General features: G+C 67.0%; 26 protein-coding genes. 17 read left to right on the top strand and 9 right to left on the bottom strand.

The window, feature by feature from the left end:
- Positions 1-50: 50 nt before the first annotated feature.
- On the top strand, positions 51-668 hold the full coding sequence (locus NFW05_RS02170; protein ID WP_295302377.1) for a hypothetical protein: 618 nt from the start codon (positions 51-53) through the stop codon (positions 666-668).
- Between the two features lie 188 nt (positions 669-856).
- Here the strand turns inward: NFW05_RS02170 and NFW05_RS02165 are convergent, their stop codons facing one another.
- Positions 857-2,206, bottom strand: coding sequence for a citrate/2-methylcitrate synthase (locus NFW05_RS02165; RefSeq protein ID WP_295302375.1), 1,350 nt, complete (start codon positions 2,204-2,206; stop codon positions 857-859).
- Between the two features lie 602 nt (positions 2,207-2,808).
- Between NFW05_RS02165 and NFW05_RS02160 the strand changes: the two genes are divergently transcribed.
- The 4 genes from NFW05_RS02160 (at position 2,809) to holA (ending at position 7,710) form a co-directional block, all read left to right on the top strand.
- A complete protein-coding gene (locus tag NFW05_RS02160) occupies positions 2,809-3,423 on the top strand; it encodes a helix-turn-helix transcriptional regulator (RefSeq protein WP_295302374.1) in 615 nt (204 codons plus the stop codon).
- 71 nt (positions 3,424-3,494) lie between these two features.
- A complete protein-coding gene (leuS, locus tag NFW05_RS02155; protein WP_295302373.1) occupies positions 3,495-6,113 on the top strand; it encodes a leucine--tRNA ligase in 2,619 nt (872 codons plus the stop codon).
- Between the two features lie 22 nt (positions 6,114-6,135).
- Positions 6,136-6,648 carry an LPS assembly lipoprotein LptE gene (lptE, locus tag NFW05_RS02150; protein WP_295302371.1) on the top strand — a complete coding sequence of 171 codons (513 nt, stop codon included), beginning with the start codon at positions 6,136-6,138 and terminating at the stop codon, positions 6,646-6,648.
- Between the two features lie 9 nt (positions 6,649-6,657).
- The gene (holA, locus tag NFW05_RS02145; protein ID WP_295302369.1) at positions 6,658-7,710 is read left to right on the top strand and encodes a DNA polymerase III subunit delta; all 1,053 of its coding nucleotides are present in this window, start codon (positions 6,658-6,660) and stop codon (positions 7,708-7,710) included.
- Here the strand turns inward: holA and NFW05_RS02140 are convergent.
- Complete coding sequence (locus tag NFW05_RS02140; RefSeq protein ID WP_295302366.1) at positions 7,683-7,919, bottom strand: hypothetical protein; 237 nt, start codon at positions 7,917-7,919, stop codon at positions 7,683-7,685. The genes holA and NFW05_RS02140 overlap by 28 nt on opposite strands.
- Before the next feature lie 198 nt (positions 7,920-8,117).
- On the opposite strand from NFW05_RS02140, the gene NFW05_RS02135 reads away from it, so the two are divergent.
- From NFW05_RS02135 to xerD, 4 genes are read left to right on the top strand one after another with little or no spacing between them, the layout of a single operon-like run.
- The gene (locus tag NFW05_RS02135) at positions 8,118-9,374 is read left to right on the top strand and encodes a glutamate-5-semialdehyde dehydrogenase (RefSeq protein ID WP_295302364.1); all 1,257 of its coding nucleotides are present in this window, start codon (positions 8,118-8,120) and stop codon (positions 9,372-9,374) included.
- A gap of 50 nt (positions 9,375-9,424) precedes the next feature.
- On the top strand, positions 9,425-9,997 hold the full coding sequence (locus tag NFW05_RS02130) for a chalcone isomerase family protein (protein ID WP_295302362.1): 573 nt from the start codon (positions 9,425-9,427) through the stop codon (positions 9,995-9,997).
- Between the two features lie 13 nt (positions 9,998-10,010).
- Positions 10,011-10,499 carry a methylated-DNA--[protein]-cysteine S-methyltransferase gene (locus tag NFW05_RS02125; protein WP_295302360.1) on the top strand — a complete coding sequence of 163 codons (489 nt, stop codon included), beginning with the start codon at positions 10,011-10,013 and terminating at the stop codon, positions 10,497-10,499.
- A complete protein-coding gene (gene xerD / locus NFW05_RS02120) occupies positions 10,486-11,400 on the top strand; it encodes a site-specific tyrosine recombinase XerD (RefSeq protein WP_295302359.1) in 915 nt (304 codons plus the stop codon). Before NFW05_RS02125 ends, xerD begins: the two co-directional genes overlap by 14 nt.
- Positions 11,401-11,438: 38 nt before the next feature.
- Here the strand turns inward: xerD and cobC are convergent, their stop codons facing one another.
- Positions 11,439-12,008: an alpha-ribazole phosphatase family protein gene (gene cobC, locus NFW05_RS02115; RefSeq protein ID WP_295302358.1), complete on the bottom strand. Its 570-nt coding sequence runs from the start codon at positions 12,006-12,008 to the stop codon at positions 11,439-11,441.
- Positions 11,993-12,772: an adenosylcobinamide-GDP ribazoletransferase gene (locus tag NFW05_RS02110; RefSeq protein WP_311104715.1), complete on the bottom strand. Its 780-nt coding sequence runs from the start codon at positions 12,770-12,772 to the stop codon at positions 11,993-11,995. Before NFW05_RS02110 ends, cobC begins: the two co-directional genes overlap by 16 nt.
- Before the next feature lie 229 nt (positions 12,773-13,001).
- Here NFW05_RS02110 and NFW05_RS02105 point away from each other — a divergent pair, with 229 nt between their 5' ends.
- Complete coding sequence (locus tag NFW05_RS02105) at positions 13,002-13,667, top strand: MT-A70 family methyltransferase (RefSeq protein WP_295302356.1); 666 nt, start codon at positions 13,002-13,004, stop codon at positions 13,665-13,667.
- A gap of 19 nt (positions 13,668-13,686) precedes the next feature.
- Here NFW05_RS02105 and NFW05_RS02100 read toward each other — a convergent pair whose 3' ends face one another.
- Both NFW05_RS02100 and icd read right to left on the bottom strand, forming a co-directional pair.
- Positions 13,687-14,091, bottom strand: a complete 405-nt coding sequence (locus tag NFW05_RS02100; RefSeq protein WP_295302355.1) for a hypothetical protein — start codon at positions 14,089-14,091, stop codon at positions 13,687-13,689.
- A 96-nt stretch (positions 14,092-14,187) separates the two neighbouring features.
- On the bottom strand, positions 14,188-15,417 hold the full coding sequence (gene icd, locus NFW05_RS02095) for an NADP-dependent isocitrate dehydrogenase (protein WP_295302354.1): 1,230 nt from the start codon (positions 15,415-15,417) through the stop codon (positions 14,188-14,190).
- Positions 15,418-15,724: 307 nt separating this feature from the next.
- On the opposite strand from icd, the gene aceK reads away from it, so the two are divergent.
- Together aceK and NFW05_RS02085 are read left to right on the top strand one after the other, a co-directional pair.
- A complete protein-coding gene (aceK, locus tag NFW05_RS02090; protein ID WP_295302412.1) occupies positions 15,725-17,476 on the top strand; it encodes a bifunctional isocitrate dehydrogenase kinase/phosphatase in 1,752 nt (583 codons plus the stop codon).
- 92 nt (positions 17,477-17,568) lie between these two features.
- The gene (locus NFW05_RS02085; RefSeq protein WP_295302352.1) at positions 17,569-18,057 is read left to right on the top strand and encodes a bacteriohemerythrin; all 489 of its coding nucleotides are present in this window, start codon (positions 17,569-17,571) and stop codon (positions 18,055-18,057) included.
- Positions 18,058-18,067: 10 nt separating this feature from the next.
- Here the strand turns inward: NFW05_RS02085 and hyi are convergent, their stop codons facing one another.
- A complete protein-coding gene (gene hyi / locus NFW05_RS02080; protein WP_295302350.1) occupies positions 18,068-18,874 on the bottom strand; it encodes a hydroxypyruvate isomerase in 807 nt (268 codons plus the stop codon).
- Positions 18,875-18,923: 49 nt separating this feature from the next.
- Between hyi and NFW05_RS02075 the strand changes: the two genes are divergently transcribed.
- Positions 18,924-19,493, top strand: a complete 570-nt coding sequence (locus NFW05_RS02075) for a cob(I)yrinic acid a,c-diamide adenosyltransferase (RefSeq protein WP_295302348.1) — start codon at positions 18,924-18,926, stop codon at positions 19,491-19,493.
- 73 nt (positions 19,494-19,566) lie between these two features.
- Positions 19,567-20,124, top strand: a complete 558-nt coding sequence (locus tag NFW05_RS02070) for a hypothetical protein (RefSeq protein WP_295302347.1) — start codon at positions 19,567-19,569, stop codon at positions 20,122-20,124.
- A gap of 54 nt (positions 20,125-20,178) precedes the next feature.
- Here the strand turns inward: NFW05_RS02070 and NFW05_RS02065 are convergent, their stop codons facing one another.
- Together NFW05_RS02065 and NFW05_RS02060 are read right to left on the bottom strand one after the other, a co-directional pair.
- Complete coding sequence (locus tag NFW05_RS02065; protein ID WP_295302345.1) at positions 20,179-21,231, bottom strand: GGDEF domain-containing protein; 1,053 nt, start codon at positions 21,229-21,231, stop codon at positions 20,179-20,181.
- 241 nt (positions 21,232-21,472) lie between these two features.
- Positions 21,473-22,807, bottom strand: a complete 1,335-nt coding sequence (locus NFW05_RS02060) for an MATE family efflux transporter (RefSeq protein ID WP_295302343.1) — start codon at positions 22,805-22,807, stop codon at positions 21,473-21,475.
- 187 nt (positions 22,808-22,994) lie between these two features.
- Here NFW05_RS02060 and paaK point away from each other — a divergent pair, with 187 nt between their 5' ends.
- From paaK to NFW05_RS02045, 3 genes are all read left to right on the top strand, one after another.
- On the top strand, positions 22,995-24,308 hold the full coding sequence (paaK, locus tag NFW05_RS02055; protein WP_295302340.1) for a phenylacetate--CoA ligase PaaK: 1,314 nt from the start codon (positions 22,995-22,997) through the stop codon (positions 24,306-24,308).
- Between the two features lie 183 nt (positions 24,309-24,491).
- Positions 24,492-25,835, top strand: a complete 1,344-nt coding sequence (locus tag NFW05_RS02050; RefSeq protein ID WP_295302339.1) for a DUF3300 domain-containing protein — start codon at positions 24,492-24,494, stop codon at positions 25,833-25,835.
- Positions 25,836-25,871: 36 nt separating this feature from the next.
- Positions 25,872-26,819, top strand: a complete 948-nt coding sequence (locus tag NFW05_RS02045) for a DUF2950 domain-containing protein (protein ID WP_295302338.1) — start codon at positions 25,872-25,874, stop codon at positions 26,817-26,819.
- Positions 26,820-26,895 lie beyond the last annotated feature (76 nt).

Here is a 26,895-nt window from a genome sequence, read left to right as displayed (position 1 = left end):
GTGTTGCGGGCGTGGGCTCGGCGAGCCACGGCACGGGCCAGAGGCGGGCGATGCACCGGGTGATCGCGCTGATCGTCCTGCTCGCCGGCGTTTTCGCCGCAGCCGCCGGCGCGGCCGATAGCGACGACCGGCGGGTCGACCGTTGCCTGATCGCGACGGGCGCGGCTGGCGCGCCAGCCGCCGTTGCTGAAGCGGCGACCAGCGAGGCGACGCGCGACGCCGTGCAGGGCAGCGACCCGCTGTTGGCGGAGATCGCCAAGGTCCGCTTCGAGCTGCTCCACGACGCGCTCAAGGCCGAGAAGGATTCCTATACCAAGGTCGTCTGGTCGAGCTTCAGCCTGCTCCTGATTGCGCTCGGCTGGCTGCTGACCTCCAGGGACGCCCGGCAGTTCCTGCGCGACAACCCGGGGGTGCGGGGCGTCGCGCTCTCGGCCGTGCTGGTCGTCGCCGCCGTGCATACCGTCGTGCTCGGCTTCCACGTCGCCGCATCCCAGCGGATCGTTCACCTGCTGGCCAAGGACTGCTACGTCTGGCTGGCCGCGATGGGAGAAGAATACTACGCGCAGGACGCACTCACCTGGGGCTTCCTGCCGGTCAGCCTGCTGATCAACGGTCCGCTGTTCGTCCTGCTCGCCTGCCTGCTGCATCGCCTGCGTCTTCCCGAGTAGCCTCGCAAGAAAAAAAGCCTGTACATGTGTACAGTCTTCGGCTATGCTGTGAGCGCTTTCCTCGAGGGTCCGGCAGCCCAACATCTCACAGGAGGCAGTGACCGTGCAGCGCATTCAGAACTGGTTCGAGAAGATCATCGGGGTTCCCCTCGTCGAGCGTGATCGCTGGACGCTCGTGCAACAGGTGTTCAGCGGGCGTCGCCCGGACCTCGAAGCGCTGCACAAGCCGGCGTGCTGGCGCAGGAAGCCGGCGGTCGCGCCAGGTGGCGCCGGGTCACTCCGCAGTAGATCTGGCGTGGGCGGGCGATCCGGTATTCCGGGTCGGTGAGCATTTCCTCCCAGTGCGCGAGCCATCCGGCGGTGCGCGCGAGGGCGAGGAGGCAACCCCACATCGACGGCGGCAGGCCGATCGCGCCGAGGATCAGTCCGGCGTAGAAGTGGGCGTTGGGCTGCAGGCCGCGGGCGACGAGTTCGGGGTGCTCGAAGGCCACCTGCTCGATCGCCCGGGCCTTCCTGAACAGGCGGTGCTGCTCGAGCCCGCGTTCCTCGATCACCTCGGCGAGCGTCCGGCGCAGAACCGGAACCCGCGGGTCGCGCGCGCCGAAATCGGGATCGCCGAATCCGGGCAGGCACGGTTGCCTGCCGTCGCCGCTCGTCGCCCGCGCAACGAAGGCGGCGGCCGGCGCGGCGTCGTCGATTTGGTCGATCAGCGCCAGGCAGGCTTCGCTGGCGCCGCCGTGGGCAGGGCCCGAAAGGCAGGCGATGCCGGCCGAAATGCAGACGAAGGGGTTGGCGCCCGAAGACCCGGCCATGCGCACGGTTGTCGTCGCGGCGTCCTGCCCATAGTCGGCAAAGACGATCAGCAGGCGCTCGACGGCGCGCGCGAGCACGGCGTTGTCTGGCGGCGTCTCGCGCAGAGTGCCGAAGAGCATCTGCAGCAGGTTCTCGCCGTAGCCGAGGTCCGGCCGGGGGGTCATGAACGGCTGGCCGACCGAGTACTTGTAGGCCATCGCGACGATCGCCGGCATCCGCGCGACGAGCCGCGCGAAGCAGATCGCTCGCCACGCGGGATCGGCGTAGTCGGCGTCGGCCTCGTCGAAAGCCGAGAGCGCCGCGACGATGCCCATGATCACCGGCAGCGGACGCGCGTCGCGGCGAAAGCTTTCGTAAAGCCGGACCATCTGCTGGTGCACGAGCGCCTGGCTGGCGATCGCCGTCCGGAGGCGCCGCTTCTCGGCGGAGTCGGGCAACTCGCCGTGCCTGAGCAGATGGGCGACGTCGAAATGGTCGCAACGCTCGGCGAGTTGCTCGACCGGATAGCCGTGGTAGAGCAGTTCGCCGCGCTCGTCGTCGACGTGGCTGATCTTCGACCGGCACGGGGCTGTCGACACGAATCCCGGGTCGTAGGCGAAGCACGCCGTCGTCGTGCCGAGGCTGCGGATGTCGAGACACGGTCGGCCGTAGGTCGGCACGATGATCGGGATCGGCACGGACTTGTCGCCATCGGCTGTGAACGTCGCCTCGCCCACGCAGTGCATTGCCTTGCTCCTTTCCGGAAGTCTTTTGAGTTACGGCCGCCCAGCGCGGTCACGCGTTTCGGCGTCTCCGTGCGCTGCGCCACTTCGGGGCATCGTACGCGTCCGGCGCACCGCGCGCGGGCGCGGGCCGGTCTCGCCGGCGTCGTCCCGGCTCCGCCTAGGTCTCCACAAGGCCTTGATTCGCCAGACGATCAGGTCGTCGTCAGAGCCCTGGCCACGGCGCTTCGCCGAATGCCGGGGAAAACGCAAGCAGCATCCGTGCCGGTTGTCCTCCAGGAACGGGGGCTGTGTCCTGCCGTGCTCTTGCCGTGGGCTCGACGGCCTGTCGGCCGGAGGGGTCCCGGGTCCATCGGGCGATGCCGATGCGGCGCGCCTGGCTTGGTCCGACGGCGGGGAGCTTGCCCTCGTCGGGCTGGCGCCGTACGCTAGCGCTCGCTCCGTGTCAGTCAGCCGAGGGTCGTCTCCCGATGAATGCTCCGCCTTCTCCGCCCGATAAGCGCCGTCCTTCAGCCAGCAGGAGGACGACGAAGAAGTCCGCCGCCGAGCCGGCCGCCGCAAGCCCCGAATCCGCCGAGCCGGGGCTGGTCGATCAGGTGCGCGCGATGGCCGGTCGCCTGCTCGACATCAGTTCAGCGACGGTCGTCGCGGGCAAGGCACTCGAGACGGCGGGCAGGGTCACGCGGGCGCTTCAGGAAGGCCATCCGATCGACGCGGCCAGCGAGGTCGTCCGCGCGGTCCTGCCCGGCGTCGGCGATACCGCCGCCTGGGTGAAGACCGGCGAGATGGTCCGCGCGATGCGCGAGACCGCCGGGCTGACGATTGCCGAGGTCGGCGCAGCGATCGATCTCAAGGACCCGTCGCTGATCGAGGCGATCGAGCAGGGACGGCTGGCGCTGTCGTTCGAGGTGATCCTGCGTCTGGCCGCGGTCTTCGGGCGCAACGACCCGGTCGGCTTCGTGATGCGCCTGACGCGCACCTCGAATCCCGAACTGTGGAAGAGCCTCGAGGCGCTCGGCGTCGGCAAGCTCGTCCTGCAGACGGTGCGCGAGCATCAGTTCGTCAATGTCTATCGCAGCCATGACGAGGCGCGCTCGCTGAGCGACGAGGAGTTCGCCGAAATTCTGAGCTTCACGAAGGCAGCGTTCGAAATGGCCATGGCGCTGCGCGCGCGCCATCGCGCCGCGGCCGGCGGCGCGGCGCCATCGGCCGGAACGTAGGCTGCGGGTTCGCTGCAGCGCCGGTTTTTCGGGGATAATCGACCCTTTTCTCGTCCGGACGCTCAGCAGCCATGCAGGAAAGGTATCAGCCCGCGGAAGTCGAGGTCGCCGCCCAGGAACTCTGGGAACGCAGCGGTGCGGCGCAGGCCATCGAGGACGGCAGTCGTGCCAAGTACTACTGCCTGTCGATGTTTCCCTATCCCTCGGGGAAACTGCACATGGGCCACGTGCGCAACTACACGATCGGCGACGTGCTCGCGCGCTTTCACCGGATGCTCGGCTACAACGTGCTGCAGCCGATGGGCTGGGACGCCTTCGGGATGCCGGCCGAGAACGCGGCGATCCAGAACGGTGTGCCGCCGGCGCAATGGACCTACGCGAACATCGCGTACATGCGCGAGCAGCTCAAGCGCCTCGGTTTCGCAATCGACTGGCGGCGTGAACTGGCCACCTGCTCCCCCGACTACTATCGCTGGGAGCAGTGGCTGTTCACCCGGCTGTACGAGAAGGGCCTGATCTACAAGCGTCTCGGGACGGTGAACTGGGATCCGGTCGACCAGACCGTGCTGGCCAACGAGCAGGTGATCGACGGGCGCGGCTGGCGCTCGGGGGCGCTCGTCGAGAAGCGCGAGATCCCGATGTACTACATGAAGATCACCGCCTACGCCGAGGAACTGCTCGCCGATCTCGACCGCCTCGACGGCTGGCCCGAACAGGTTCGGCTGATGCAGAAGAACTGGATCGGCAAGAGCACCGGCGTGCGCTTCGCGTTTCCCTACGAACTCGACGGCCAGGCGGGGCTGCTCTGGGTGTTCACGACGCGCGCCGACACGATCATGGGCGTCACCTTCTGTGCCGTCGCCGCCGAACACCCGCTGGCCAGCTACGCGGCCGCGCGCGATCCGGCGATCGCCGCGTTCGTCGAGGAATGCCGGCAGGGCGGCGTCGCCGAGGCCGACCTGGCGACGATGGAGAAGAAGGGGGTGCCGACCGGCATCTTCGTCACTCATCCGCTGAGTGGTGAACCGGTCGAGGTGTGGATCGGCAACTACGTGCTGATGGGCTACGGAGACGGCGCGGTGATGGCCGTTCCGGCGCACGACGAGCGCGATTTCGCCTTCGCCGTCCGCTACGGCCTGCCGATCCGCCAGGTGATCGCCGTCGAGGGGGAGACCTTTTCGCTCGACGGCTGGCAGGAGTGGTACGCCGACAAGCAGCACGGCGTGTGCATCAACTCGGCCAAGTACGACGGTCTGGGCTTCGCTGCAGCGGTCGAGGCGATCGCCGCCGATCTCGCGGCGAGGCAGCTCGGCGGGAAGAAGGTCCAGTTCCGGCTGCGCGACTGGGGGATTTCGCGCCAGCGCTACTGGGGCTGCCCGATTCCGGTCATCCATTGCTCCGGCTGCGGCGACGTACCGGTGCCCGATGCGGACCTGCCGGTCGTCCTGCCCGAAGACGTGACGATCACCGGCGCGGGTTCGCCGCTCGCCCGCATGCCCGGGTTCCACGAGTGCCGCTGCCCGCGCTGCGGCGAGCCGGCCCGGCGCGAGACCGACACGATGGACACCTTCGTCGAGTCGTCCTGGTACTTCCTGCGCTACTGCTGCCCGGACAACGCGTCGGCGATGGTCGACGAGCGCGTCGCGTACTGGTGCAAGGGCGGAATCGACCAGTACATCGGCGGTATCGAGCACGCGATCCTGCACCTCTTGTACTCGCGCTTCTGGACCAAGCTGATGCGCGACCTCGGACTGTTCGGCGAGACGCGGCTCGACGAGCCGTTCGCCAACCTGCTGACGCAGGGAATGGTCGTCGCGCCGACCTTCTATCGCGAGGATGGCCAAGGCAAGAAGCTGTGGATCAACCCGGCCGACGTCGATGCCGTGCATGACGAGCGCGGGCGGCTGAGCGGTGCGACCCTGCGCGCCGACGGCGCACCGGTGATCGTCGGCGGCGTCGAGAAGATGTCCAAGTCGAAGAACAACGGCGTCGATCCGCAGGCGCTGATCGATCGCTACGGAGCCGACACGGCGCGCCTGTTCATCATGTTCGCGAGTCCGCCCGACCAGTCACTCGAGTGGTCCGACGCCGGAGTCGAAGGCGCCTACCGGTTTCTCAGGCGCCTCTGGCGGATGGTCCATGAGCACGTTGCCGCCGGACCGGTCGCTGCGAAGGTCGACGACGGTGCGCTCTCGGGCGAGCTGAAGGCGCTGCGCCGGCAGTTGCACCAGACGATCGGCAAGGTCGCCGACGACTACGGCCGGCGCAAGCAGTTCAACACGGCGATCGCCGCGGTGATGGAACTGCTCAACGTGTACGCGCGGGTCGGGGACGAGTCGCCGGCTGCGCGCGCGGTCAGGCAGGAGACGCTCGAGGCGGTGACGCTGATGCTCGCGCCGATCGTCCCACATATCTGCGAGGCGCTCCATTCGGCGCTGCGGCCTGGCCAGACGGCCAGCGCGCAGCCGTTTCCGAAGCCCGACCCGCGGGCGCTGGCGGTGGACGAGATTGAACTCGTGCTGCAGGTCAATGGCCGGCTGCGCGGCAGTCTGCGCGTTCCGGCCAGCGCCGGTCGCGCGGAGATCGAGCTCGCGGCGGTGGCCAGCGAGGTCGCGCAGAAGCACCTCGCCGGCGGCGCGCCGAAGAAGGTGGTCGTCGTTCCCGGCCGGCTGGTCAATGTCGTCACCTGATTCCCCGGAGGGATCTCGGCGCATGCGTGTCCTGCTTCGCTCGGCCGGACTGGCGGTGGTGGTCTCGCTGCTCGTGGCCTGCGGTTTCCAGTTGCGGGGTGCGTACACGCTGCCCTTCGACAGCCTCTACCTGGCATTCGCCGACTACGACGTGGTCGGTGCGAACCTCAAGCGCGCGATCCGCGCTTCGGGGACGACGCGCATCGCCCTGACCCAGAGCGACGCCCAGGCCAGCCTGATTTCGGGAACCCAGTATCGCGACCGGGTGATCCTTTCGGTCTCGGGTACCGGGCGGGTCAGCGAGCTGCGCTTGCGTTACCTGTTCAATTACCGGATCACCGACGACAAGGGAAGGGATCTGGTTCCGCCGAACAGCGTCGAGATCATTCGCGACCTGACCTACGACGATTCGCAGATTCTCGCCAAGCAGCAGGAGGAAACGCTGCTCTGGCGGGACATGGAAAACGATCTCGTCCAGCAGCTCTTGCGTCGCCTCGCCGCTGCCAAGCCCGTCTATCCCGAGTCCGAACAGTAGGCGGCCGGCGTGCAGCTCAGGGGTGAGAATCTCGGCGGGCATCTCGCACGCGACCTGCTGCCGGTCTATCTGCTCCACGGTGAGGAGCCTCTGCTGGTCATCGAAGCGGCTGACGCGATCCGTTCGGCAGCCCGCCGCCGCGGCTTCGACGAGCGTACGGTACTCACCGTTCTGCCCGGTTTCAGCTGGAACGAGCTGCGCCACGCCGCAGGCACACTCTCGCTGTTTGGCGGTCGCACGCTGATCGAGTTGCGGATTCCCGGAGGCAAGCCCGGCCGAGAGGGATCAGTGGCGATCCAGGAGTACTGCCTGCGCCCGTCGCCGGACTGCCTGTTGCTGGTCACGTTGCCGGCGCTCGACTGGAAGGAGGAAAAGGCCCCGTGGGTTGGCGCACTCGCCGCGGCTGGCGCTGTGGTCAGGCTCGTTCCACCGGGGCTAGCCGACCTGCCGGCGTGGGTCGCCGGCCGGCTCGCGCGGCAGCAGCAGAGCGCCGACGCCGACGGCCTGCGTTTCATCGCCGAACGGGTCGAGGGGAACCTGCTCGCCGCACATCAGGAAATCGTCAAGCTCGGCGTCCTGTACCCTCCCGGCGCGCTGAGCTTCGGGCAGATTCGCGACGCCGTGCTCAACGTCGCGCGCTACGACCTCGACAACCTGCGCGAAGCGCTGCTCGCCGGCGACGTGGCGAGGATCGCGCGAACGCTCGACGGACTCGAGCAGGAAGGCGAGCCGCCGCCGCTCGTTCTCTGGGCGATGACCGAGGAACTGCGCGTGCTGGCGAAGATGCGCAACGGTCTCGACCTCGGCAGGCCGCTCGACGTGCTCTTGCGCGAAGCGCGGATCCGCGCCGAACGCCAGACGTTGATCAGAAGGGCTGTGCACAGGGTCGACCGGCGACAGACCCGCGACGCGCTCGCCGCAGCGGCGCGGATCGACAGGATGATCAAGGGTCTGGCGAGCGGCGACGTGTGGGATGAGTTCCGGCGTCTCGCGCTGTCCGTGACCGCGGCGTCAACGGCCGTCCGGTCTCGCGCTCAGGCCTCCGCTTCTGGAGACGGCTGATCGGGTGCCAGGTGCTCCCAGGCGCAATGGACGCTTTCGCCGCGTACGTCGTTGAGTCCGTGGCTGCACTTGGTCTGGACCAGGCACTCGCCCTCGCCATCGGGACAGACGACGACGAGGCCCATTTCGCTGTCCACCGTTCGTTCGCCATCCCAGAAAGTGCAGGTTGCGCAGACTTTCACTTCGGTGGGCACGATCACTTTGTTCATGGCGGGTACGGGGAGATCGGTCGAGGACATGACTGAGAGTGTATTCCTTTCCGGAGGTTCCGTTGACGTCGCTGCGTGATCGACGGCTATAATCCGGCCCATCGGAGCGCGGTGACTCCGTCTTGCGACGTGCCGGTCTCATCGCCAACTCGGCCGAGCCGATCATCGGCCTCACGCCTTCCGCGGACAGGGTCGCCCATGGACATCGAGCACTACATGCACACCGTCGGCCGCCAGGCGCGCGAGGCCTCGCGACTCGTCGCCCGCGCCGACAGCCAGGCGAAGGACCAGGCGCTGCGCGCGATCGCCGGGGCGATCCGGCGCGAGTCGGCTGCACTGCTGGCGGCCAACCAGGAGGACCTCGCCGCGGCGCGAGCGGCCGGCCTCGAAGCCGCGTTGCTCGACCGGCTCGCGCTGTCGCCGAAAGCGGTCGCGGCGATGGCCGAAGGCGTCGAGCAGATCGCCGCGTTGGCCGATCCGGTCGGCGAGATCTCGGATCTCAAGGTCAGACCGAGCGGCATCCAGGTCGGGCGGATGCGCGTGCCGCTCGGGGTGATCGGGATCATCTACGAGGCGCGGCCGAACGTCACGGCCGACGCTGCGGCGCTGTGCCTCAAGTCGGGCAACGCCTCGATCCTGCGCGGTGGCTCGGAGGCCTTTCGCTCGAATCGCACGATCGCCAGCCTGGTCTACGAGGGACTGGCCAGTGCCGGCCTGCCGCAGACCGCCGTGCAGGTGATCGAGACCACCGACCGGGCCGCCGTCGGTCGGTTGATCACGATGCGCGAGTACGTCGACGTGCTCGTCCCGCGGGGTGGCAAGGGTCTGATCTCGCGCCTGCTCGCCGAAGCGCGCGTGCCGATGATCCAGCACCTCGACGGCAACTGTCACGTTTACGTGGACGACGACGCCGATCCCGAGAAAGCACTGCAGATCGTCGAGAACGCGAAGACGCAGCGCTACGGCACGTGCAACACGGCCGAGTCGCTGCTCGTCGCCCGCTCGGTCGCTTCGCGGCTGCTGCCGACGATCGCCGCTCTGCTGATCCACAAGGGCGTCGAGATCCGCGGCTGCCCGGAGACACTGAGCCTCGTCGGCGAAGCGCGACCGGCGACCGAAGAGGACTACGCCACCGAGTTTCTGGCGCCAATCATCTCGGTCCGTGTCGTCGATGGCCTCGACCAGGCGATCGAGCATATCGACCGCTACGGCTCGCATCATACCGACGCGATCGTCACCGAGAACTATACGTCGGCGATGCGTTTCCTGCGCGAGGTCGATTCGTCTTCGGTGATGGTCAATGCCTCGACGCGCTTCGCCGACGGCTTCGAGTACGGACTCGGCGCCGAGATCGGCATTTCGACGGACAAGATCCACGCCCGCGGTCCGGTCGGTCTCGAGGGTCTGACCAGCCAGAAGTGGGTCGTTCTCGGCAACGGCGAGGTGCGCAGTTGACCAGCCGACGTCGATCGCACGACGAGACCACAGGCTCTACAGGAGGAACCATGAAACAGTTGCTGATTGCGGCGATCGCCGCGCTGACTTTCAATCTCGCCGCGGCGGTCGAGGTCGCCGGGGTCAGGTTCGACGACCGGACCCATCTGGCGAGCAGCGATCTGGTGCTCAACGGCGCCGGTCTGCGCAGGAAGCTGATCGTCAAGGTTTACGCGATGGCGCTCTACCTGCCCGAAAAGCGCGGCGACGCCGACGCTGTACTCGCTACCCGAGGAGCGAAGCGGATCTCGATCAGCCTGCTGCGCGACGTGACCGCTCAGCAGTTCGTCGAGGCTCTCCAGGAAGGGATGGCCAACAACCATACGGAAGCCGAAATGGCTGCGCTCAGGGACCGGCTCAAGCAGTTCTCCGATTCGCTGCTCGCCGCTGGTGAGCCGAAGACGGGGACGAGCGTGCTGATCGACTGGCTTCCCGAGAGTGGGACCCGGCTGACGGTCAACGGGCAGGTCAAGGGCAAGGACATCGCCGGCGAGGATTTCTACCGGGCAGTGCTGCGCATCTGGCTGGGCAGCAAACCGGTGCAGGAAGACCTCAAGCAGGCGCTGCTCGGCAAGGCTTCGTGAACGCGCGACGAGCGTGAAGAGAACGACCCGGCTGGCTGGCGACGACTTCGCGGCGGTCGTCCGCGCGCCGACGTTCTGTCTCGGCGTGCGCTGCGACGAAGAACGGGTCATCGGCGTCGAGTTTCTCGAACCGCGGCCGGAAGTCACTCCGCAGAACGCTCTCGCCGCCGAGGCGGTGCGCCAGCTGAGGGCCTACCTCGAGGACGCCGAAAGTCGTCTGGTGCTGCCACTGCGCCCCGCCGGAACGCCTTTTCAGCGTCGCGTCTGGGAGCAGATCGCGGCGATCCCGGTGCACGAAACGCGCAGCTACGGAGAGATCGCCGGAGCGCTGCACAGCGCTCCGCGGGCCATCGGCCGGGCCTGCGGGGCCAACCCGTACCCGCTGATCGTCCCGTGTCATCGGGTTCTGGCCAGTGGCGGTCGGCTCGGTGGCTTCGCCCGACAGCGCGGAGGTTTCCTGCTCGAAGTCAAGCGCTGGCTTCTCGCGCATGAGAGCGGCTGAGCCGGCTGCGTCGGATCTTGCCGAAATCGATGCCTTCTGCGACAGCCTCTGGCTCGAGGACGGGCTCGCGCGGGCTTCGCTGGCCAGCTACCGCAGCGACCTGCTGCAGCTCGCGTCGTGGCTCGCCGCGAACCACGCCGGTGAGCTGTGCACGGTCGGCGAACCCGAACTGCTCGGTTTCGTCGCCGAGGTGTCGAGAAACCTTCGTCCTTCGTCGCAGGCGCGCTACCTGTCGACACTGCGACGCTTCTACCGTCATCTCGTCGGGCGCGGTCGGCGCAGCAGCGATCCGACGCGCCTGATCGCCATGCCGGCGAGGCCGTCGCGCCTGCCGAAGGTCGTCTCCGAAGCGCAGGTCGATCGCCTGCTCGCCGCGCCCGACAGCTCGACAACCCTCGGCCAGCGCGATCGGGCGATGCTCGAGACGCTCTACGCGACCGGGCTGCGTGTCTCCGAGCTCGTCGGGCTCAGGGTGTACGAACTGAGCCTCGAGATGGGGGTCGTCCGCACGCTCGGCAAGGGCAGCAAGGAGCGCCTCGTGCCGCTCGGCGAACAAGCTCGCGACTGGCTGCAGCGTTACCTCGTCGAGGCGCGTCGCGCGCTGCTCGCCGGCCGACAGAGCGACGACCTGTTCGTGACCTCGCGCGGCTCGGCGATGACCCGACAGGCTTTCTGGCAGCTGATCAAGCGCTACGCGCAAGTCGCCGGAATCGACCCGGCGCGCCTGTCGCCGCACGTGCTGCGCCATGCCTTTGCGACGCACCTGATCAATCACGGCGCCGACCTGCGCGTCGTGCAACTGCTGCTCGGGCACGCCGACATCTCGACGACGCAGATCTACACCCACGTCGCCCGCGAGCGGCTCAAGGCGCTGCACGCACAGCACCACCCGCGCGGCTGACCGCCGCGTCCGGGTCGCCGCAGGCCCCGGTCCGCGGATCAGCGGTTGAGGAAGTGCAGCGTTGCGCGCCCGGGCCGTCGTCCGGGTCGCTCAGTCGAGGGATCGATATCGAGCAGCGTCACGCTGCCGTAATCGATCACCACCTGGCTCCACTCGCCGATCGGCCAGTGCAGCCAGTAGCCGAGAGCCGCGCGGATCGGTCCGGCGTGGGTGACCAGTCCGAAACGCGGTCCGGCGAGGCCGACGAGGCAATCGATCACTCGCTGCTGGAGCATGGCCACCGATTCCCCGCCCGGAGGCACGAAGTGCAGCACGTCGGCGGCCCACGCGTCGATCTCGCGGCGGTCGATCGACTCCCAGCTGCGGCCTTCCCATTCGCCGAAATCGATCTCCCGTAGCCGGTCGTCGAGGACGGCCTGCGCGTGCAGCGCTCTGGCCAGTTCGCGTGCGCGCCTCAGTGGACTGGCGAGCAGCGGGGTCGCCGGAGGAATCAGCGGGCGGAGGCGCTCGGCCGCCGCCTGCGGGTCCTCGGCAGCGACGTCGAGGCGACCGTAGCAGATCCCCGCGAGGCCGACCGGACGGGGATGGCGGATCAGGAAAAGCTGCACAGCAGGCCCCAGTAAAAGGCGACCTCGGAGAGTTGCTGGGTGGCGCCCAGGCAGTCGCCGGTGTACCCGCCGATCCGCCGGCGGAACAGCCGGGCGAGCCAGAGCGTGGCCAGCGCGGCGAGCAGGCAACCGGAGATCGCGATGGCCGGTGGCAGAAAGAGCAGCGGCAGCAGCGCGGTCAGCCCGGCGAAGGCCAGTTCGCCGCGGCCGATGCGAGTCGCCAGCGGTTTGGCCTTCCCCTCGTCGCGTACGTAGTCGAGCCCGCGCAGCAGGGTCGTCGAGGCAAAGCGGGAGAGCGTGTGGCCGCTGATCAGGATCAGCGGAATCTGCTGCGCGGAAAACTCGATCAGCGCGCAGAAGCGCGCGAGCAGCAGCACGATCAGCGCAATCGCACCGTAGCTGCCGATTCGCGAGTCCTTCATGATCGCCAGGATCTGTCCCTTTTCCCAGCCGCCACCGAAACCGTCGACCATGTCGCTCCAGCCGTCTTCGTGGAATGCGCCGGTCAGGTAGAGCGAAGCGGTGATCGCGATGAGGACGGCGAGCGTCGTCGGCCAGACCCGGGAGGCGAGAAGGAAAGCGAGCGCGGCCAGCGAGCCGACGAGCATCCCGACGAGCGGAAAGTAGCGGCTCGCCCGGTCGAGCGCGTCGCTACTGTGGCCGACCCAGGCAGGGACCGGCAGGCGGGTGAAGAAGCGCAGGGCCCCGAAAAAGTAGCTGATCTCGCGTCCAAGCATGAGGCGCAGATCTACCTCGATGAGCACGCGCGGGCCGCTCCGTCGCGAACTCGCGGCAGCCGGCTGTGCGTCTGGCGATGTGGGTCGATTTGTGGCATCTTTCGTCTGCTCCATACGAGTCAGCTGGCGATGGTATCCCGAACCCGCGCCGGAGGCCATTGCCCGGAATTTCGTCAGGCCGGAGCCGCCGTCGTGCCGCTCCGCCGCCCGCGGCCGGCGCTTCGGCTGTCCGGCGCGTGGTGGCGAAGGCGAAGTGATGACGCGAGATTCTCCCGAGGCTCTCTCCGACTTGCTGCAGGCGGTCGGAGAACGAAGGTTCCGCACCGTTCTGGCGGACCCACCGTGGCAGTTCGACAACCGGACCGGGAAGATGGCCCCGGAGCACCGGCGTCTCAACCGCTACGCGACGATGGGTCTGGACGAGATCCTCGATCTGCCGGTCGCCGCGATCATCGAGGACCCGGCGCACCTCTACCTCTGGGTGCCCAACGCGCTGCTGCCTGCAGGCCTGCGCGTGCTCGCCGCCTGGGGCTTCGAGTACAAGAGCAACATCGTCTGGCACAAGGTCCGCCAGGACGGGGGGCCGGACGGTCGCGGCGTCGGGTTCTATTTCCGCAACACCACCGAACTGATCCTTTTCGGTGTTCGCGGCAGGAACGCGCGCACTCTGGCGCCTGGCCGGCGGCAGGTCAACATCATCCGCAGCCGCAAGCGCGAGCACTCGCGCAAACCCGAGGAGGCGTACGCGATCATCGAGGCGTGTTCGCCCGGACCATTCATCGAACTCTTCGCCCGGGGTTCGCGGCCGGGCTGGTTCAGCTGGGGCCATCAGGCCGAAGACTACTCGCCGGGCTGGCCGACCGGGCGCGGCGACTCCGAGTCAGGTGACGCAAGCAGCACGGGCGGGCAGGGCGGATCCTGATCCGGGGCGGTCGGCGCGGTCAGTGGTCGGCGGCGCCGCCGCGTCCGAGTCCGGCAACGCGTCGGTGGCGCAGCCGCGCCGGGACGTGCGCGATGAGCGCCGAAAAGACGAGGATGATCCGGAACAGCGCGATCCGGCTGGTGTCGTCGGCGGCCATCCAGGCGAGCAATCCGAGCTTGGCGAGCATCGCCAGGCCGGTGACCTCGCCGATGCAGGCCGGTCTGGTCCACAGATCGATCGCGATCATCGCCAGGCCGCTGCCGACGAGCACTCCGGCGAATGCGTCACCGGTCTCGGTCGGCCCGGAACTGATCAGGCGCGATCCGACTCCGACGACTCCGACGAGGTGCACGGCACGCAGGCCGACGATCAACCAGTGCCGTGCGCGGAAGTCTCGAAAGGTGGGATCCGGCGATCCGGTCATCGCGGGTCACGAAAGAACCCGGCGCCGATCAAGCCCCCTGGAGGTGACGAGGCCCCCTTCGCGGGGGCCTCTGGCTTCCAGCCGGGAGGGACGACCCTACATCCGTTCGATCATCGCGTCGCCGAAGGCCGAGCAAGACACTTCGGTCGCCCCTTCCATCAGCCGTGCGAAGTCGTAGGTCACCACCTTGTCGCCGATCGCCGCTTCCATCGCTACGATGATCAGGTCGGCGGCCTCGAACCAGCCGAGGTGGCGGAGCATCATTTCGGCCGAGAGGATCAGCGAACCCGGGTTGACCTTGTCCAGTCCGGCATACTTCGGCGCCGTTCCGTGCGTCGCTTCGAAGCACGCGTAGAGGTCCGAGATGTTCGCCCCGGGGGCAATGCCGATGCCGCCGACCTGCGCGGCCAGGGCGTCGGAAATGTAGTCGCCATTGAGGTTCGTCGTGCAGATCACGTCGTACTCGGCCGGGCGCAGCAGGATCTGCTGCAGGAAGGCGTCGGCGATCGAGTCCTTGATGACGATGCCGTTCGGCAGACGCAGCCACGGCCCGCCGTCGATCTCGACACCGCCGAATTCACGCTTGGCCAGCGCGTAGGCCCAGTCACGGAAGGCACCTTCGGTGAACTTCATGATGTTGCCTTTGTGCACGATGGTCACCGACTTGCGCTTGTTGGTGATCGCGTACTTGATCGCCGCGCGCACGAGGCGTTCGGTGCCTTCCTGCGAAACCGGCTTGACGCCGATTCCCGAGGTCGCCGGGAAGCGGATCTTCCTGACGCCCATTTCCTCCTGCAGGAACTTGATCACCTTGCGGCAGCCCTCGGAATTGGCTTCCCATTCGATGCCCGCGTAGATGTCCTCGGTGTTCTCGCGGAAGATGACCATGTTGGTCTTCGCCGGGTCCTTGAGCGGCGAGGGCACGCCGCGGAAGTAGCGCACCGGCCGTACGCACTGATAGAGGTCGAGTTCCTGGCGCAGCGCAACGTTCAGCGAGCGGATGCCACCGCCGACCGGCGTGGTCATCGGTCCCTTGATCGACACCGAGAATTCCTTGAGCGCTTCGAGGGTCTCCGCCGACAGCCAGACGTCCGAACCGTACAGCCGGGTCGATTTCTCGCCGGCGTAGACTTCCATCCAGTAGATCTTCTTCGCTCCACCGTAGGCCTTGGCGACCGCCGCGTCGACCACCTTGATCATCACCGGCGTGATGTCGATGCCGATCCCGTCGCCTTCGATGAACGGAATGATCGGATTGTCGGGAATTGCCTGTCCTGGAACGATTTTCTGGCCGCCTTGCGGGACTTTGATCAGACTTGCGCTCATGCCAACTCCGTTTAGTGAGGGGTGGTTGAATCCGGTTCGCTCGCTGCACCGCCGCCCGCCGGCTGGACATCCTCGCTCGGGAAGCGGGGACCGGACGGTGCTGCGCACTTGGGGCACGAGGGATCTGTCCGAAGCACATTCTCCTGTGGCACCACACGTCATTATGTCGGAAATACAGGCATTTTGCCAGTCCGCGAGGGAGCGGCGAGAGCTTTGCGCGAGCCCCTGAGCGGGCGATCGCCGCTTCTGATGCGGTGCACCAGAAGCGGTGCTACAATCGCTGCACTACCGTCAGGCGGACCGGCTCGTGGACATCCCCAGCGTTGAGAACGTTCTTCCCAGGCGTATCGCCGAGGCGATGATCGACGGCTTCGACCGGCATTACAGCCTGATTCGCCAGTACGGTCGGCAGGCCAGGCTGCTCTTCGAGGCGGCCGACTGGAGAGGGGTCCATGATGCCGTTCGCGAGCGCATCCGCTCCTACGACGACCGGGTCAGCGAGACGGCCGACCTGCTCTGCGCCGAATTCGGCGCGGCGACGCTCGACGACGCGACGTGGCAGCAACTCAAGCTCTTCTACATCGGTCAACTGATCAATCACAAGCAGCCCGAGCTCGCCGAGACTTTCTTCAACTCGGTGTGTTCGAAGATCCTGCACCGGACCTATTTCAACAACGACTACATTTTCGCGCGGCCAGCGGTGTCCACCGAGTACATCCGCTCGACTCCGCCGGTCTATCGCAGCTACTACCCGGCGGAGAAGGGACTGCGCCGGACGGTCAGGGAAATCGTTCTCGACTTCGAGTGGCACCGCCCCTTCGAGGACCTCGACCGCGACGTCGACTACGTCATGCGCACGGTCCATGCGCGGCTCGGCGAGTGGCCGCAGGCCGAGGCCAACGTTCAGGTGCAGGTGCTGCACTCGGCGTTCTACCGCAACAAGGGGGCATACATCTTCGGCAAGGCGATCAACGGTCACGCCGAGTACTCGTTCGCCATCGCCGTCGTCCATTCGCCTGAGGGCAAGCTCGTGCTCGACACGATCCTGCTCGACAGCGGCCTGATCAGCGTTCTCTTCTCGCTGTCGCGCGCCTACTTCATGGTGGACATGGAAGTTCCTTCGGGATACGTGAAGTTCCTGCGCAGCATCATGCCGCTCAAGCCGCCGTCGGAGATCTACACGATGCTCGGACTCGGCAAGCAGGGCAAGATCCTTTTCTTCCGCGACTTCATGGAGCATCTGCGGCACTCGCAGGACCAGTTGATCATCGCCCCGGGGATCGCCGGTCTGGTGATGCTGGTGTTCACGCTGCCTTCGTATCCGTACGTGTTCAAGCTGATCAAGGACGTTTTCGGGCCGACGAAGGAGATGGATCGCGCGACCGTCAAACGAAAGTACCTGATGGTCAAGCAGGTAGACCGCGTCGGCCGGCTTGCGGACACGCTCGAGTTCTCGTATGTCCTGCTGCCCAAGAAACGCTTCTCGGGCGAACTGCTCGACGCGTTGCGCAGACAGGCGCCGTCGCTGCTCGAGGAGGAGGGCGACGATCTGGTGATCAAGCATCTCTACATCGAGCGCCGGCTGACGCCGCTGAACATCTATCTGGATTCGGCGACACCCGAGCAGGTCGACCACGCCGTCTTCGAATACGGCAACGCGATTCGCGAGATGGCGATCGCCAACATCTTCCCGGGCGACATGCTCTGGAAGAACTTTGGCGTGACGCGCTACAACCGGGTCGTGTTCTACGATTACGACGAGATCGAGTACATGACCGACACCAATTTCCGGGTGATTCCCGAGCCGCCTTATCCGGAGATGGAGATGTCCGGCGAGCCGTGGTACTCGGTCGGCAGGCACGATGTCTTTCCCGAGGAGTTCGCCAGCTTCCTGCTCGGTTCGCCGAAGGTCCGCTCGGCCTTCCTGAAGTACCACAGGGCGCTGCTCGACGTGCAGTTCTGGCAGACGACGCAGGAGAGGATTCGCGCCGGCCATGTCGAGGATTTCTTCCCCTATCCCGAAGAGCTGCGTTTCTGCAGGGCTTTTGCGAAATCCTGAACGGTCGGAAAACCGGTGAGCCGTGCACGCTGTCCGGAATCCCCCGGCTGCGACGCCGATCCCCGACCGAATTCCCTTGCCAGGAGGAAGCGATGATCGCTGTACCAGACCTGATTCAATGGTCCGATGCCTTCAGCGTCGGCATCCAAGAGGTGGACGAACAGCACAAGGTGCTCGTCGGCCTGCTCAATCAGCTGCATCGGGCAATTCGGGAGCACCACGGTCGCGCGACGTCGAAGGAGATCCTCGACCGTCTCGCCGAATACACGCGCACGCATTTCCTCCTCGAAGAGAGCCTGATGCGCCTGACCCACTACCCGGGCTTCGCGATTCACAAGCAGCAGCACGAAGATCTGATGCATCAGGTCGAAGCGCTCCAGCGCAAGGTGGCGACCGAGAACGTGGCGATCAGCTTCGAATTGCTGCACTTCCTGCGCAACTGGCTGGTCCAGCACATCAGCGACAGCGACCGGCGCTTCGGCCGGCATTTCGAGGTCGCCGGTCTCGCGTCTTACGCGAACTGGAGCAGGGAAGTCGAGAAGACGATGAAGAAGAAGAAATGGTGGTGGAAGTTCTGGTGAGCGCCCGGGGTCATCCGTCGGCCGACAGCCATTCGCGCGCCCAGCCCAGGCTGGCGGCGCTGTCCCCGGTCAGCGGACGGTACTCGCAACCGATCCACCCCCGGTAGCCCAGGGTTTCGATGAGCCTGAACAGGAACGGATAGCCGATTTCTCCGGTTCCGGGTTCGTGGCGTCCGGGGTTGTCGGCGATCTGGACGTGCGCGATCCGCCCGATGTTCGCCTCGATCGTTCGCGCGAGGTCGCCTTGCATGATCTGCGCGTGGTAGAGGTCGTACTGCAGGTAGAGGTTCAGGTCGGCGACCGCGGCGATCGTCGCCAGAGCCTTGGCCGGTGTGTCGAGCCAGAAGCCGGGCATGTCGACGCGACTGTTGATCGGCTCGACGAGCAGCTGGATGCCGTGCGCGGAGAGCCGGCGCGCGGCGTGGCGAAGATTCGCAGCAAAGGTCGCCCGGATTTCGTCGTCGGCGACGCCGATCGGGGTCAGGCCGGCGAGACAGTTCAGTCTGCTGCAGCCAAGCGCTCGCGCGTAGTCGAGGGCGAGGTCGACGCCTTCGCGAAACTCGCGCTCGCGGCCCGGGAGGCAGGCGATCCCCCGTTCGCCGGCCGCCCAGTCGCCGGCCGGCAGGTTGTACAGAACCTGGGTCAGGCGGTATTCGTGCAGCAGGCGCCGCAGCTCGCCGACTTCCCGGTCATAGGGGAACATGAACTCGACGCCGCGGAAGCCGGCCTGTGCGGCGCGCGCAAAGCGTTCGGCGAACGGGAATTCGGCAAAGAGAAAGCTCAGGTTTGCGCTCAGCTTGAGTGTCCGGCCGGCCATCGACGCTCCATGGGCTATAATCAGCGGCATTCTGATCAGGAAATCGGCCATGGGCAATCGTCTTTCCAGAATCGTCACGCGCACCGGGGACGCCGGCACGACCGGTCTCGGCGACGGCTCCCGGGTGGCCAAGGATAGCTTGCGGATCGAGACGATCGGCCAGTTCGACGAACTCAACTCGACGATCGGCATCCTGCTCGCTGAAGACATGCCGGAGCCGATTCGCGACGCGCTGACCGGTGTCCAGCACGACCTATTCGACCTCGGCGGAGAACTGTGCATCCCGGGTATGTCGATCATCGGCGACGCGCACGTGGCGCGCATCGAGCAACTCGTCGAACGCTTCAACGCTGATCTCCCGCCGCTCAAGGACTTCATCCTGCCGGGCGGTTCGCGCGCCGCGGCGCTCGCTCATCTGACCCGCACGGTCTGCCGCCGGGGCGAACGCTGCCTGGTGCACCTGGCGGGCAGCGAAGCGGTTTCCGACTCGGCGCGCCGCTACGTCAACCGCCTTTCCGACCTGCTCTTCGTGCTTGGGCGGGTGCTCAATCGCGCGGCCGGGCGAGGCGACGTCCTGTGGGTCAAGGCAAGGCATTCCGGCAGCGACGGCAGCGACTGAATTCCTTGCTCTGCTGCCCTGCGCCGACCGACCCAGCGGCGGGGCGAGCGCTGCTTCCTGATGGAGGACCGAGATGGCCGTCAGCATCACCGTGATCACTACCGCGAACCGGGCGCGCCGCTTCACACAGACCGACGAGGCGTCGATTGCCCAGTTGCTCGAGAGCCTCAAGCGGAGCGCCCAGCTGTTCTCGGGCAAGCCGCTGATCGTCGGCTCGGCTGGTCAGACCGAGGTCTTCGCGACCAGTTCGATCGCCTGCATCGAGATCGAAACCCGTCTCGACCTCACCGAGCACGTGGCGATTCCGCCGAACCTGAAGCTGACTGCGCTGACCCCCGAACAAAGCGCCGAGCCGTTCTCGGGAGGACTTCAGGGAGATCATTTCACTGCCCGGATCGAGTTCTTCTTTGCCGGCGGTCACGCACTCGTCACTCTCGCCGAGGGGGTCCGGAAGGCGGCTCTCGCTGAACGGCTGATGAACCTGACCAGCCTCTTCGAGCGGCCGATGGTGTCCTATCGGCTGCCGCACGGCGGGATCGGGCTGATGAATCCGCACGCGATGACCCGCTTCACGATCACTCCCGGAGCGCCGGACCTGCCGAGCGACGCCTGGCTCGCCGAGCCCGCCTAGGGCTTGGTCATCTGTCCGGCGCGCGGGGTCAGGAAGGCGAAACCGCTGCCCGGATCACTGGCCGGGCTCGGGCTGCGGGCGCGGGGCGAGGCATACCCGGTTGCGTCCCTGCGCCTTGGCCGCGTACAGCGCGCGGTCTGCGCGGCTGACGAAGTCGGCGGCCGACTCGCCGGCGCAGTAGTCGGAGACGCCGATCGAGACGGTGATGTTGCCGATCCAGTTTTCCTTCTGGCCACCGTGCTTGACCCGGCTGGCGGCGACGAGCGCACGCAGCGCCTCGGCGAGGCCGACGGCGCCGCCGCGTGGCGTTGCCGGGAGCAGGACGGCAAACTCCTCGCCGCCGTAGCGGGCGGCGGTGTCCTTGCCCTTGACGTTCGCCCTGAGAACCTCCCCGATCGTCGCCAGCACCCGGTCGCCGAAGACGTGGCCGTGCGTGTCGTTGAGCCGTTTGAACGAATCGATGTCGATCATCAGCAGGCACGGCCCGGCCTTTTCCTGTCCGGCCTGCTCGAGGCAGGTGCTCATCGCGAGGTCGAAGCCCTTGCGGTTGGCGAGACCGGTCAGACCGTCGAGCAGGGCCTCCTCGCGGGCGCGAGCGACCTCCTGGCGGAGCTGCAGCGCTTCGCGCGTGCTCTCCTCGAGCCTTCCCTGCAGTGCGCTGATCGCGCGCTGCATCTCGCGCGTGCCGCGCAGGATGTCGGCCACGCCGGGGATGATCTCGCCGATCACGGTCGGGGCCGGGGCGAGCCTCTCGCTCCACTGTTCGAGCGAGTTGCCGAAGCGCGAGGCTTCATCACCCGCCTCCGTAGCCGAAGCAGCGACCTCGTCGACGAGCCGCCCGACGCTGTTGCCGATGCGCAGCGCGGACTGCGCGTCGAGTCCGGCGACATGCTTGGCATACAGCGCATAGGTGACTTCGTCGTCGAGCCGCTGGCCAGCCTTCAGGCGTGCGTCGATCGTCGCCTGCAGATCGGGGTTGATTCCCGAGACGTATTCGTACCAGACCGCATAGCTCGCCGGATGCAGTCCGGCATCCTGTTGCGTCATCCGCTTGACGGCCAGGCGAAGGTACTCGGCGCTCTGAGCCGTGGTGTGGCGATACTTCATCTGTTTTTCCTCATCCTCGCGGAGTCTTCCAGCCGCTCGCTTTCCCTGGATCGGCCGGACTCGATACACAGCGGATATTATGCGACAAGCAACCCGTTGCACGCAGCGCGCTCTCGCGAACGGTGGCGGGCGGCGAAATCGATCGGGTACGCACGGATCGCCCACGGGGAAGTCGATCGGTTGGCCGTTGCCGGGCATCCGGCGAGCCTGGTCGGCGATCGTTCGTCACTGGCCGAGTCTTTCAGAGCCTGAGTGCATCGAGCGTTCGTTTGAGAAGCCCGACGAGCAGCAGCGCGGAGAGTACCAGACTGAGCAGCGAAGCCAGCCAGAAGCCCGCTGCGCCCATCGGCTCATCGCTGGAGAAGGCGAGCCACCAACCGCCGAACAGACCGACACCCCAGAAGCAGGTGACATGCACGAGCATCGGCACGAAAGCGACCCGCAAGCCGCGCAGCGCGTGCGCGGCAATCGTCTGGATCGCGTCGAAGAGCTGGTAGAGGGCGACGTAGCCGACCAGTGACCGGGCCACCGCCCGTACAGCTGGATCATCGGACCACGCGGCAGTCAACGGCTCGGCGAGCAACCAGAGCAGCAGCCCGGCGAGCGTCGACAGGACTCCGGCGAGGAGCAGTCCGGCGCCGATCGACGCCTCGGCGCGTGGCCAGTCGCGCGCTCCGGCCGCCTGACCGACCTGCGCGAGGGTGGCGATGGCCAGCGCCAGCGGCAGCATGTAAAGGATCGCCGCGAGGTTGGCGACGATCCGGTGGCCAGCGACGACGGTGGCTCCGAGCCGGGCGACGAAGAGCGCGATCAGCGTGAACGAGGAAATCTCGACGAAGTGGGACAAACCCATCGGCAGACCGAGTCGCAACAGTTGGGCGAGCATTGCCGGTCGCGGCGCCTGCCAGCTGGCGAACAGCCGGTAACGCCGGACCGACTGCCCGAAGTGCAGGTAAACTGCCGCGCCGAGCAGCGCGCAGCCACTGACGATGACGTTCGACAGCCCGCACCCGAGGACACCGAGGGCTTCGCCGCCCCAGAGGCCGTTGACCAGCAGCGACGCGAGGACACCGTGCAGCAGCGTGCTGGCGACGCTGATCAGCAGCAGCGGACGAGGCTGGCCGAGCGCGTTGCAGAAAGCGTGGAAGCTGCGGTAGAGGAGCACGGCCGGCATTCCCCAGGCGAGCAGGCCGAGATAACCCCGAGCCTTGGTCGCGACCAGCGGGTCGACGTCGGCTGCGGCGAGCAGCAGGTCGGGGTGGCGCAGGAGCAGTATCCCCGGTATGGCGAGAAACAGGGCCAGCCAGAGGGCCTGCTGGACAGCGCCGGCGATCTCCGCTTCGTCGCCCGCTCCGTGCAGGTGCGCGACGGTCGGCGAGATCGCCTGGAGGATTCCGGCAAAAGCGAAGACGATGGCGATGTACAGGCCGCCGCCGACGGCCACTGCCGCGAGATCCTCGGCGGCGAAGTGCCCGAGGAGCGCGGTGTCGATAACCATCATGCCCATCGAACCCAGCTGCGCGAACAGGACCGGGGTGGCATGCGCGAGGATCAGGCGGGATTGGCGGGCGAGCATCGACTTCGAGCGTGATCTCCGATTGCGCAGGCTAACCGATTACCGCGCCGGACGGGCAGATATTTCCAGGGGAGCGCCAGGCGATCGTCGCCGCCCAAAAAAAGGTGGCCGGGAGAGTGCCTGCTTGTTGAAAGATATCCGCGCATGTACTAGGGTTCCGACTTTTTCCAGCAAGGGGATCCGCGAGATGGGTGCAGCGAACGTTGCAGTGGCTTACGAGCCGATCGAGACAGCCAGCCGTGACGAGATCAGCGCGCTGCAGATCGAGCGGCTGCGCTGGTCGCTGCGCCAGGCCTACGAAAACGTGCCGCACTACCGGCGCAGCTTCGAAGCGCGCGGGGTGCATCCGGACGATCTGCGCACCCTCGACGACCTGCGCAAGTTCCCCTTCACGACCAAGGACGATCTGCGGCAGAACTACCCGTTCAGGATGTTTGCGGTGCCGCGCGAGAAGGTCGTCCGCGTCCATGCGTCTTCGGGAACGACTGGACAGCCGACCGTCGTCGGGTACACGCAGAACGACATCGACACCTGGGCGGTACTGATGGCCCGTTCACTGTACGCGGCTGGCGGCCGACCGGGCGACATGGTGCATATCGGCTACGGTTACGGGCTGTTCACCGGCGGGCTCGGCGCCCATTACGGTGCCGAGCGGCTCGGCTGCACAGTGATTCCGATGTCCGGCGGGCAGACCGAAAAGCAGGTGCAGCTGATCGCCGACTTCCAGCCGGACATCATCATGGTCACCCCGTCGTACCTGCTGAACCTCGCCGACGAGTTCAAGCGGCAGCGCATCGACCCGGCGTCGACTCGCCTGCGCGCAGGCCTTTTGGGCGCCGAGCCATGGACGCAGCAGATGCGACTCGAGATCGAGGGTGCCTTCGCCATCGACGCCATAGATCTCTACGGGCTGTCGGAAATCATCGGCCCGGGGGTGGCCTGCGAGTGCATCGAAAGCAAGGATGGGCCGGTGATCTGGGAGGATCACTTCTACCCGGAGATCATCGACCCGGTGAGCGGTGAAGTGCTGCCCGAGGGTTCGCACGGCGAACTGGTGTTCACCTCGCTGACCAAGGAGGCGCTACCGATGATCCGCTACCGGACACGCGATCTGACCCGCCTTCTGCCGCCGACGGCGCGTTCAATGCGCCGGCTCGAGAAGATCACCGGGCGCTCGGACGACATGTTGATCATTCGCGGCGTGAATGTCTTTCCATCGCAAATCGAGGAACTGATCCTCAAGCAGCCGAAGCTGTCGCCGCATTACCTGATCGAGGTCTGGCGCGACGGCCATCTCGATTCGCTGGCCGTCAATGTCGAGCTCAAGCGCGAGTATCGTTACCTGCCGCCGGTCGACAAGGAATACTTGGCGCACACGCTGCAGCGGCACATCAAGTCGTTCATCGGCATCTCGACCGAGGTGCGCATTGCCGACATCGGCGGCATCGAGCGCTCGCTCGGCAAGGCGCGGCGGGTCGTCGACAAGCGGCCAAAGGAATGAGCGCCGCGCGCGCTTCAGGAACGGTCGGCGGGCGAGCGCCGCGGCGTTGATCGAGGATCGTCCACTTGTCAGTGTGCCAGCGAGCGATTATGCTGGTCTTCGCCCCGCGGCCTCAGTCGCACGCTTCCCGGCGCGCAGGCCGCCACTCCATTGGCCACTTTTCTCGCGTCAGAGGATGTCCCGATGAAATCGACAAGCTCGCGTCCCGCAGCTTTGCTCATGGCACTGGTGCTTGCCTTGTCGCCGGCCATTGCGCCGCAGCCGGCGGTGGCTGCGGCGGAAGGTGCCGCCAGCCGGTCAGCCAGCACTTTCTCGCAGCAGGACCTCGACCGGCTCCTGGCGCCGATCGCGCTGTACCCCGATCCGCTGCTGGCGCAGATTCTGATGGCCTCGACGTACCCACTCGAAGTCGTCGAGGCCGCGCGTTGGGTCAAGGCGAACCCGAAGGTCACCGGCAGTGCGCTGGAGACGGCGATGAGCAAGCAGTCGTGGGATCCGGCGGTCAAGGCCTTGACCGCCGTCCCGCAGGTGCTGCAGCAGATGAACGACAACCTCGACTGGATGCAGAAGTTGGGCGACGCGTTCCTCGCCCAGCAGCAGGAGGTGATGAGCACGGTGCAGAGTCTGCGCGCGAGGGCCGATGCCGCCGGGAATCTCAAGACCACCGAGCAGCAGGTGGTGACGACACGGGCGCAGGGTAGCGAGAAGATCTACGTGATCGAGTCGCCCAAACCCGAGGTGGTGTACGTGCCGACCTACAACCCGGCGGTGGTGTATGGAAGCTGGTGGTATCCCGTGCCTCCCTACGCGGTCTATCCGCCGGCTTACGTCTATCCCCCTGGCCTCGCCTTTGCCACCGGCGCCGTCGTCGGAGCGGCGATCTGGGGCGCCATGAACTGGGGCTGGGGCCACAGCGACGTGAACGTCAACGTCAATCGTTACAACTCGTTCAACCGGACCAACATCAGCAACAGCAACTGGACGCACAACGTCGATCATCGCCGCGGCGTCGCCTATCGCGATCAGAACGTCGCGAGGCAGTACAACCGCGGCGGCGATTTGCAGGCCGCGCAGGCGCGCGAGAACTTTCGCGGCCGTGCCGAATCCGGGCGCTCCGAACTCAAGGGCATGGATCGCGCGCAGATCGACGATCGGGTCCGGGAGGCCGATCGGCGGGGCCGGGGCGACGCGGCAACCGATCGGCGCGGGCAGGCTGGAGAAAGGGGGCCGGGTGCGCCTGGGGGCGACCGCTTCGAAGGCGGCGGTCGAGGAGAGGGCGGAGGCCGTTTCGAAGGTCGCGGTGAGCAGCGAGGCGCTGGGATCGCCGACCGGTCAGCCGGTGGCGGTTTTTCCGGGGTGGGCCATGGCGCGGCGACTCGAGAAGCCAGCCAGCGCGGTAGTTCCAGCCGGGCTGACATGGGTGGTCGTGGAGGGGGGCCGCAGGCGGGCTTTGCCGGTGGTGGCGGTCGCGCTGGTGGTGCCGCTGGCGGCGGTGGCTTCCGCGGTGGCGGTGGCCGCGGGCGCTAGAGTCGACTGTTTCCCCCTTTCCGCGGAGTAGAGGACATGAACTGCAAGTTTCTCATCGGAACACTGGCCGCCGCCCTGCTGGTTTCGGCGGTACCCACGGTCGCTGCCGCGTCGCCCGCAGCGGCAGCCCGGACCGTCGCGCAGCCGGGCTACGCGACTCCCGGCGACGCGGCGCAGGCGCTGGCCGAAGCGGTGCGCGCCGAGGACCTCAAGGCCCTCGTCGGGGTGCTCGGGACCGCGTCGAGAAGCTGGTTGTCGAGCGGTGATCCGGTCATCGACCGTCGTGACTGGGAGCGGTTTCTTGCTGCTTACGACCGGAAGCACACGATCAGCGAAGTATCGGATGGCCGCGCGATCCTGCTCGTCGGCGACGACGGCTGGCCTTTCCCGGCTCCGCTGGTGCGCAACGGAGAGCGCTGGCGTTTCGACTCGGCTGCCGGAAAGGACGAGATCCTCAACCGGCGAATCGGCCGCAACGAGCTCGACACCATCCAGACGCTGCTGGCCGTCGTCGATGCCCAGCGCGAGTATGCGGCCGGCGACCTCGACGGCAACGGATCGTACGATTACGCCCGGCGTTTCATCTCGAGCACGGGCCAGCGCGACGGCCTGTACTGGCCCGTCGCCGAAGGCGAGCGGCCGAGTCCGCTCGGGCCACTGGTCGGCGCCGCGGCGCGTGAGGGATACGCTGCTCGTGCAGCTGGCAACGAGCCAGCTGCGTATCACGGCTATCGCTACCGGATTCTGACGGCGCAGGGCAAGGACGCGCCCGGTGGGGCCTACGACTATCTCGTCGGTGACCGTCTGATCGGTGGCTTCGCCGTTCTCGCCTATCCGGCACGGTACGGTGTATCCGGCGTGATGAGCTTCATCGTCAGTCACGACGGGACCATCTACCAGAAGAACCTCGGCCCGGCCAGCGAGGCCGTCGCTCGGCGGATGACCCGCTTCAATCCCGACGCGAGCTGGCGGAAGCTCGACTGACCGCGGCTTTGGTTTCGCCTGGTGCGCGGGGTGTCGCCGCCGACCCCCAAGCCACATGGCAACGACTGCCCGCCAC

Origin of the sequence: Accumulibacter sp. (assembly GCF_023806625.1) — a bacterium.
GTDB lineage: Bacteria > Pseudomonadota > Gammaproteobacteria > Burkholderiales > Rhodocyclaceae > Accumulibacter.
Note: the sequence above shows the minus strand (reverse complement) of the source record. Positions and strands in the feature narration are given on the sequence as shown.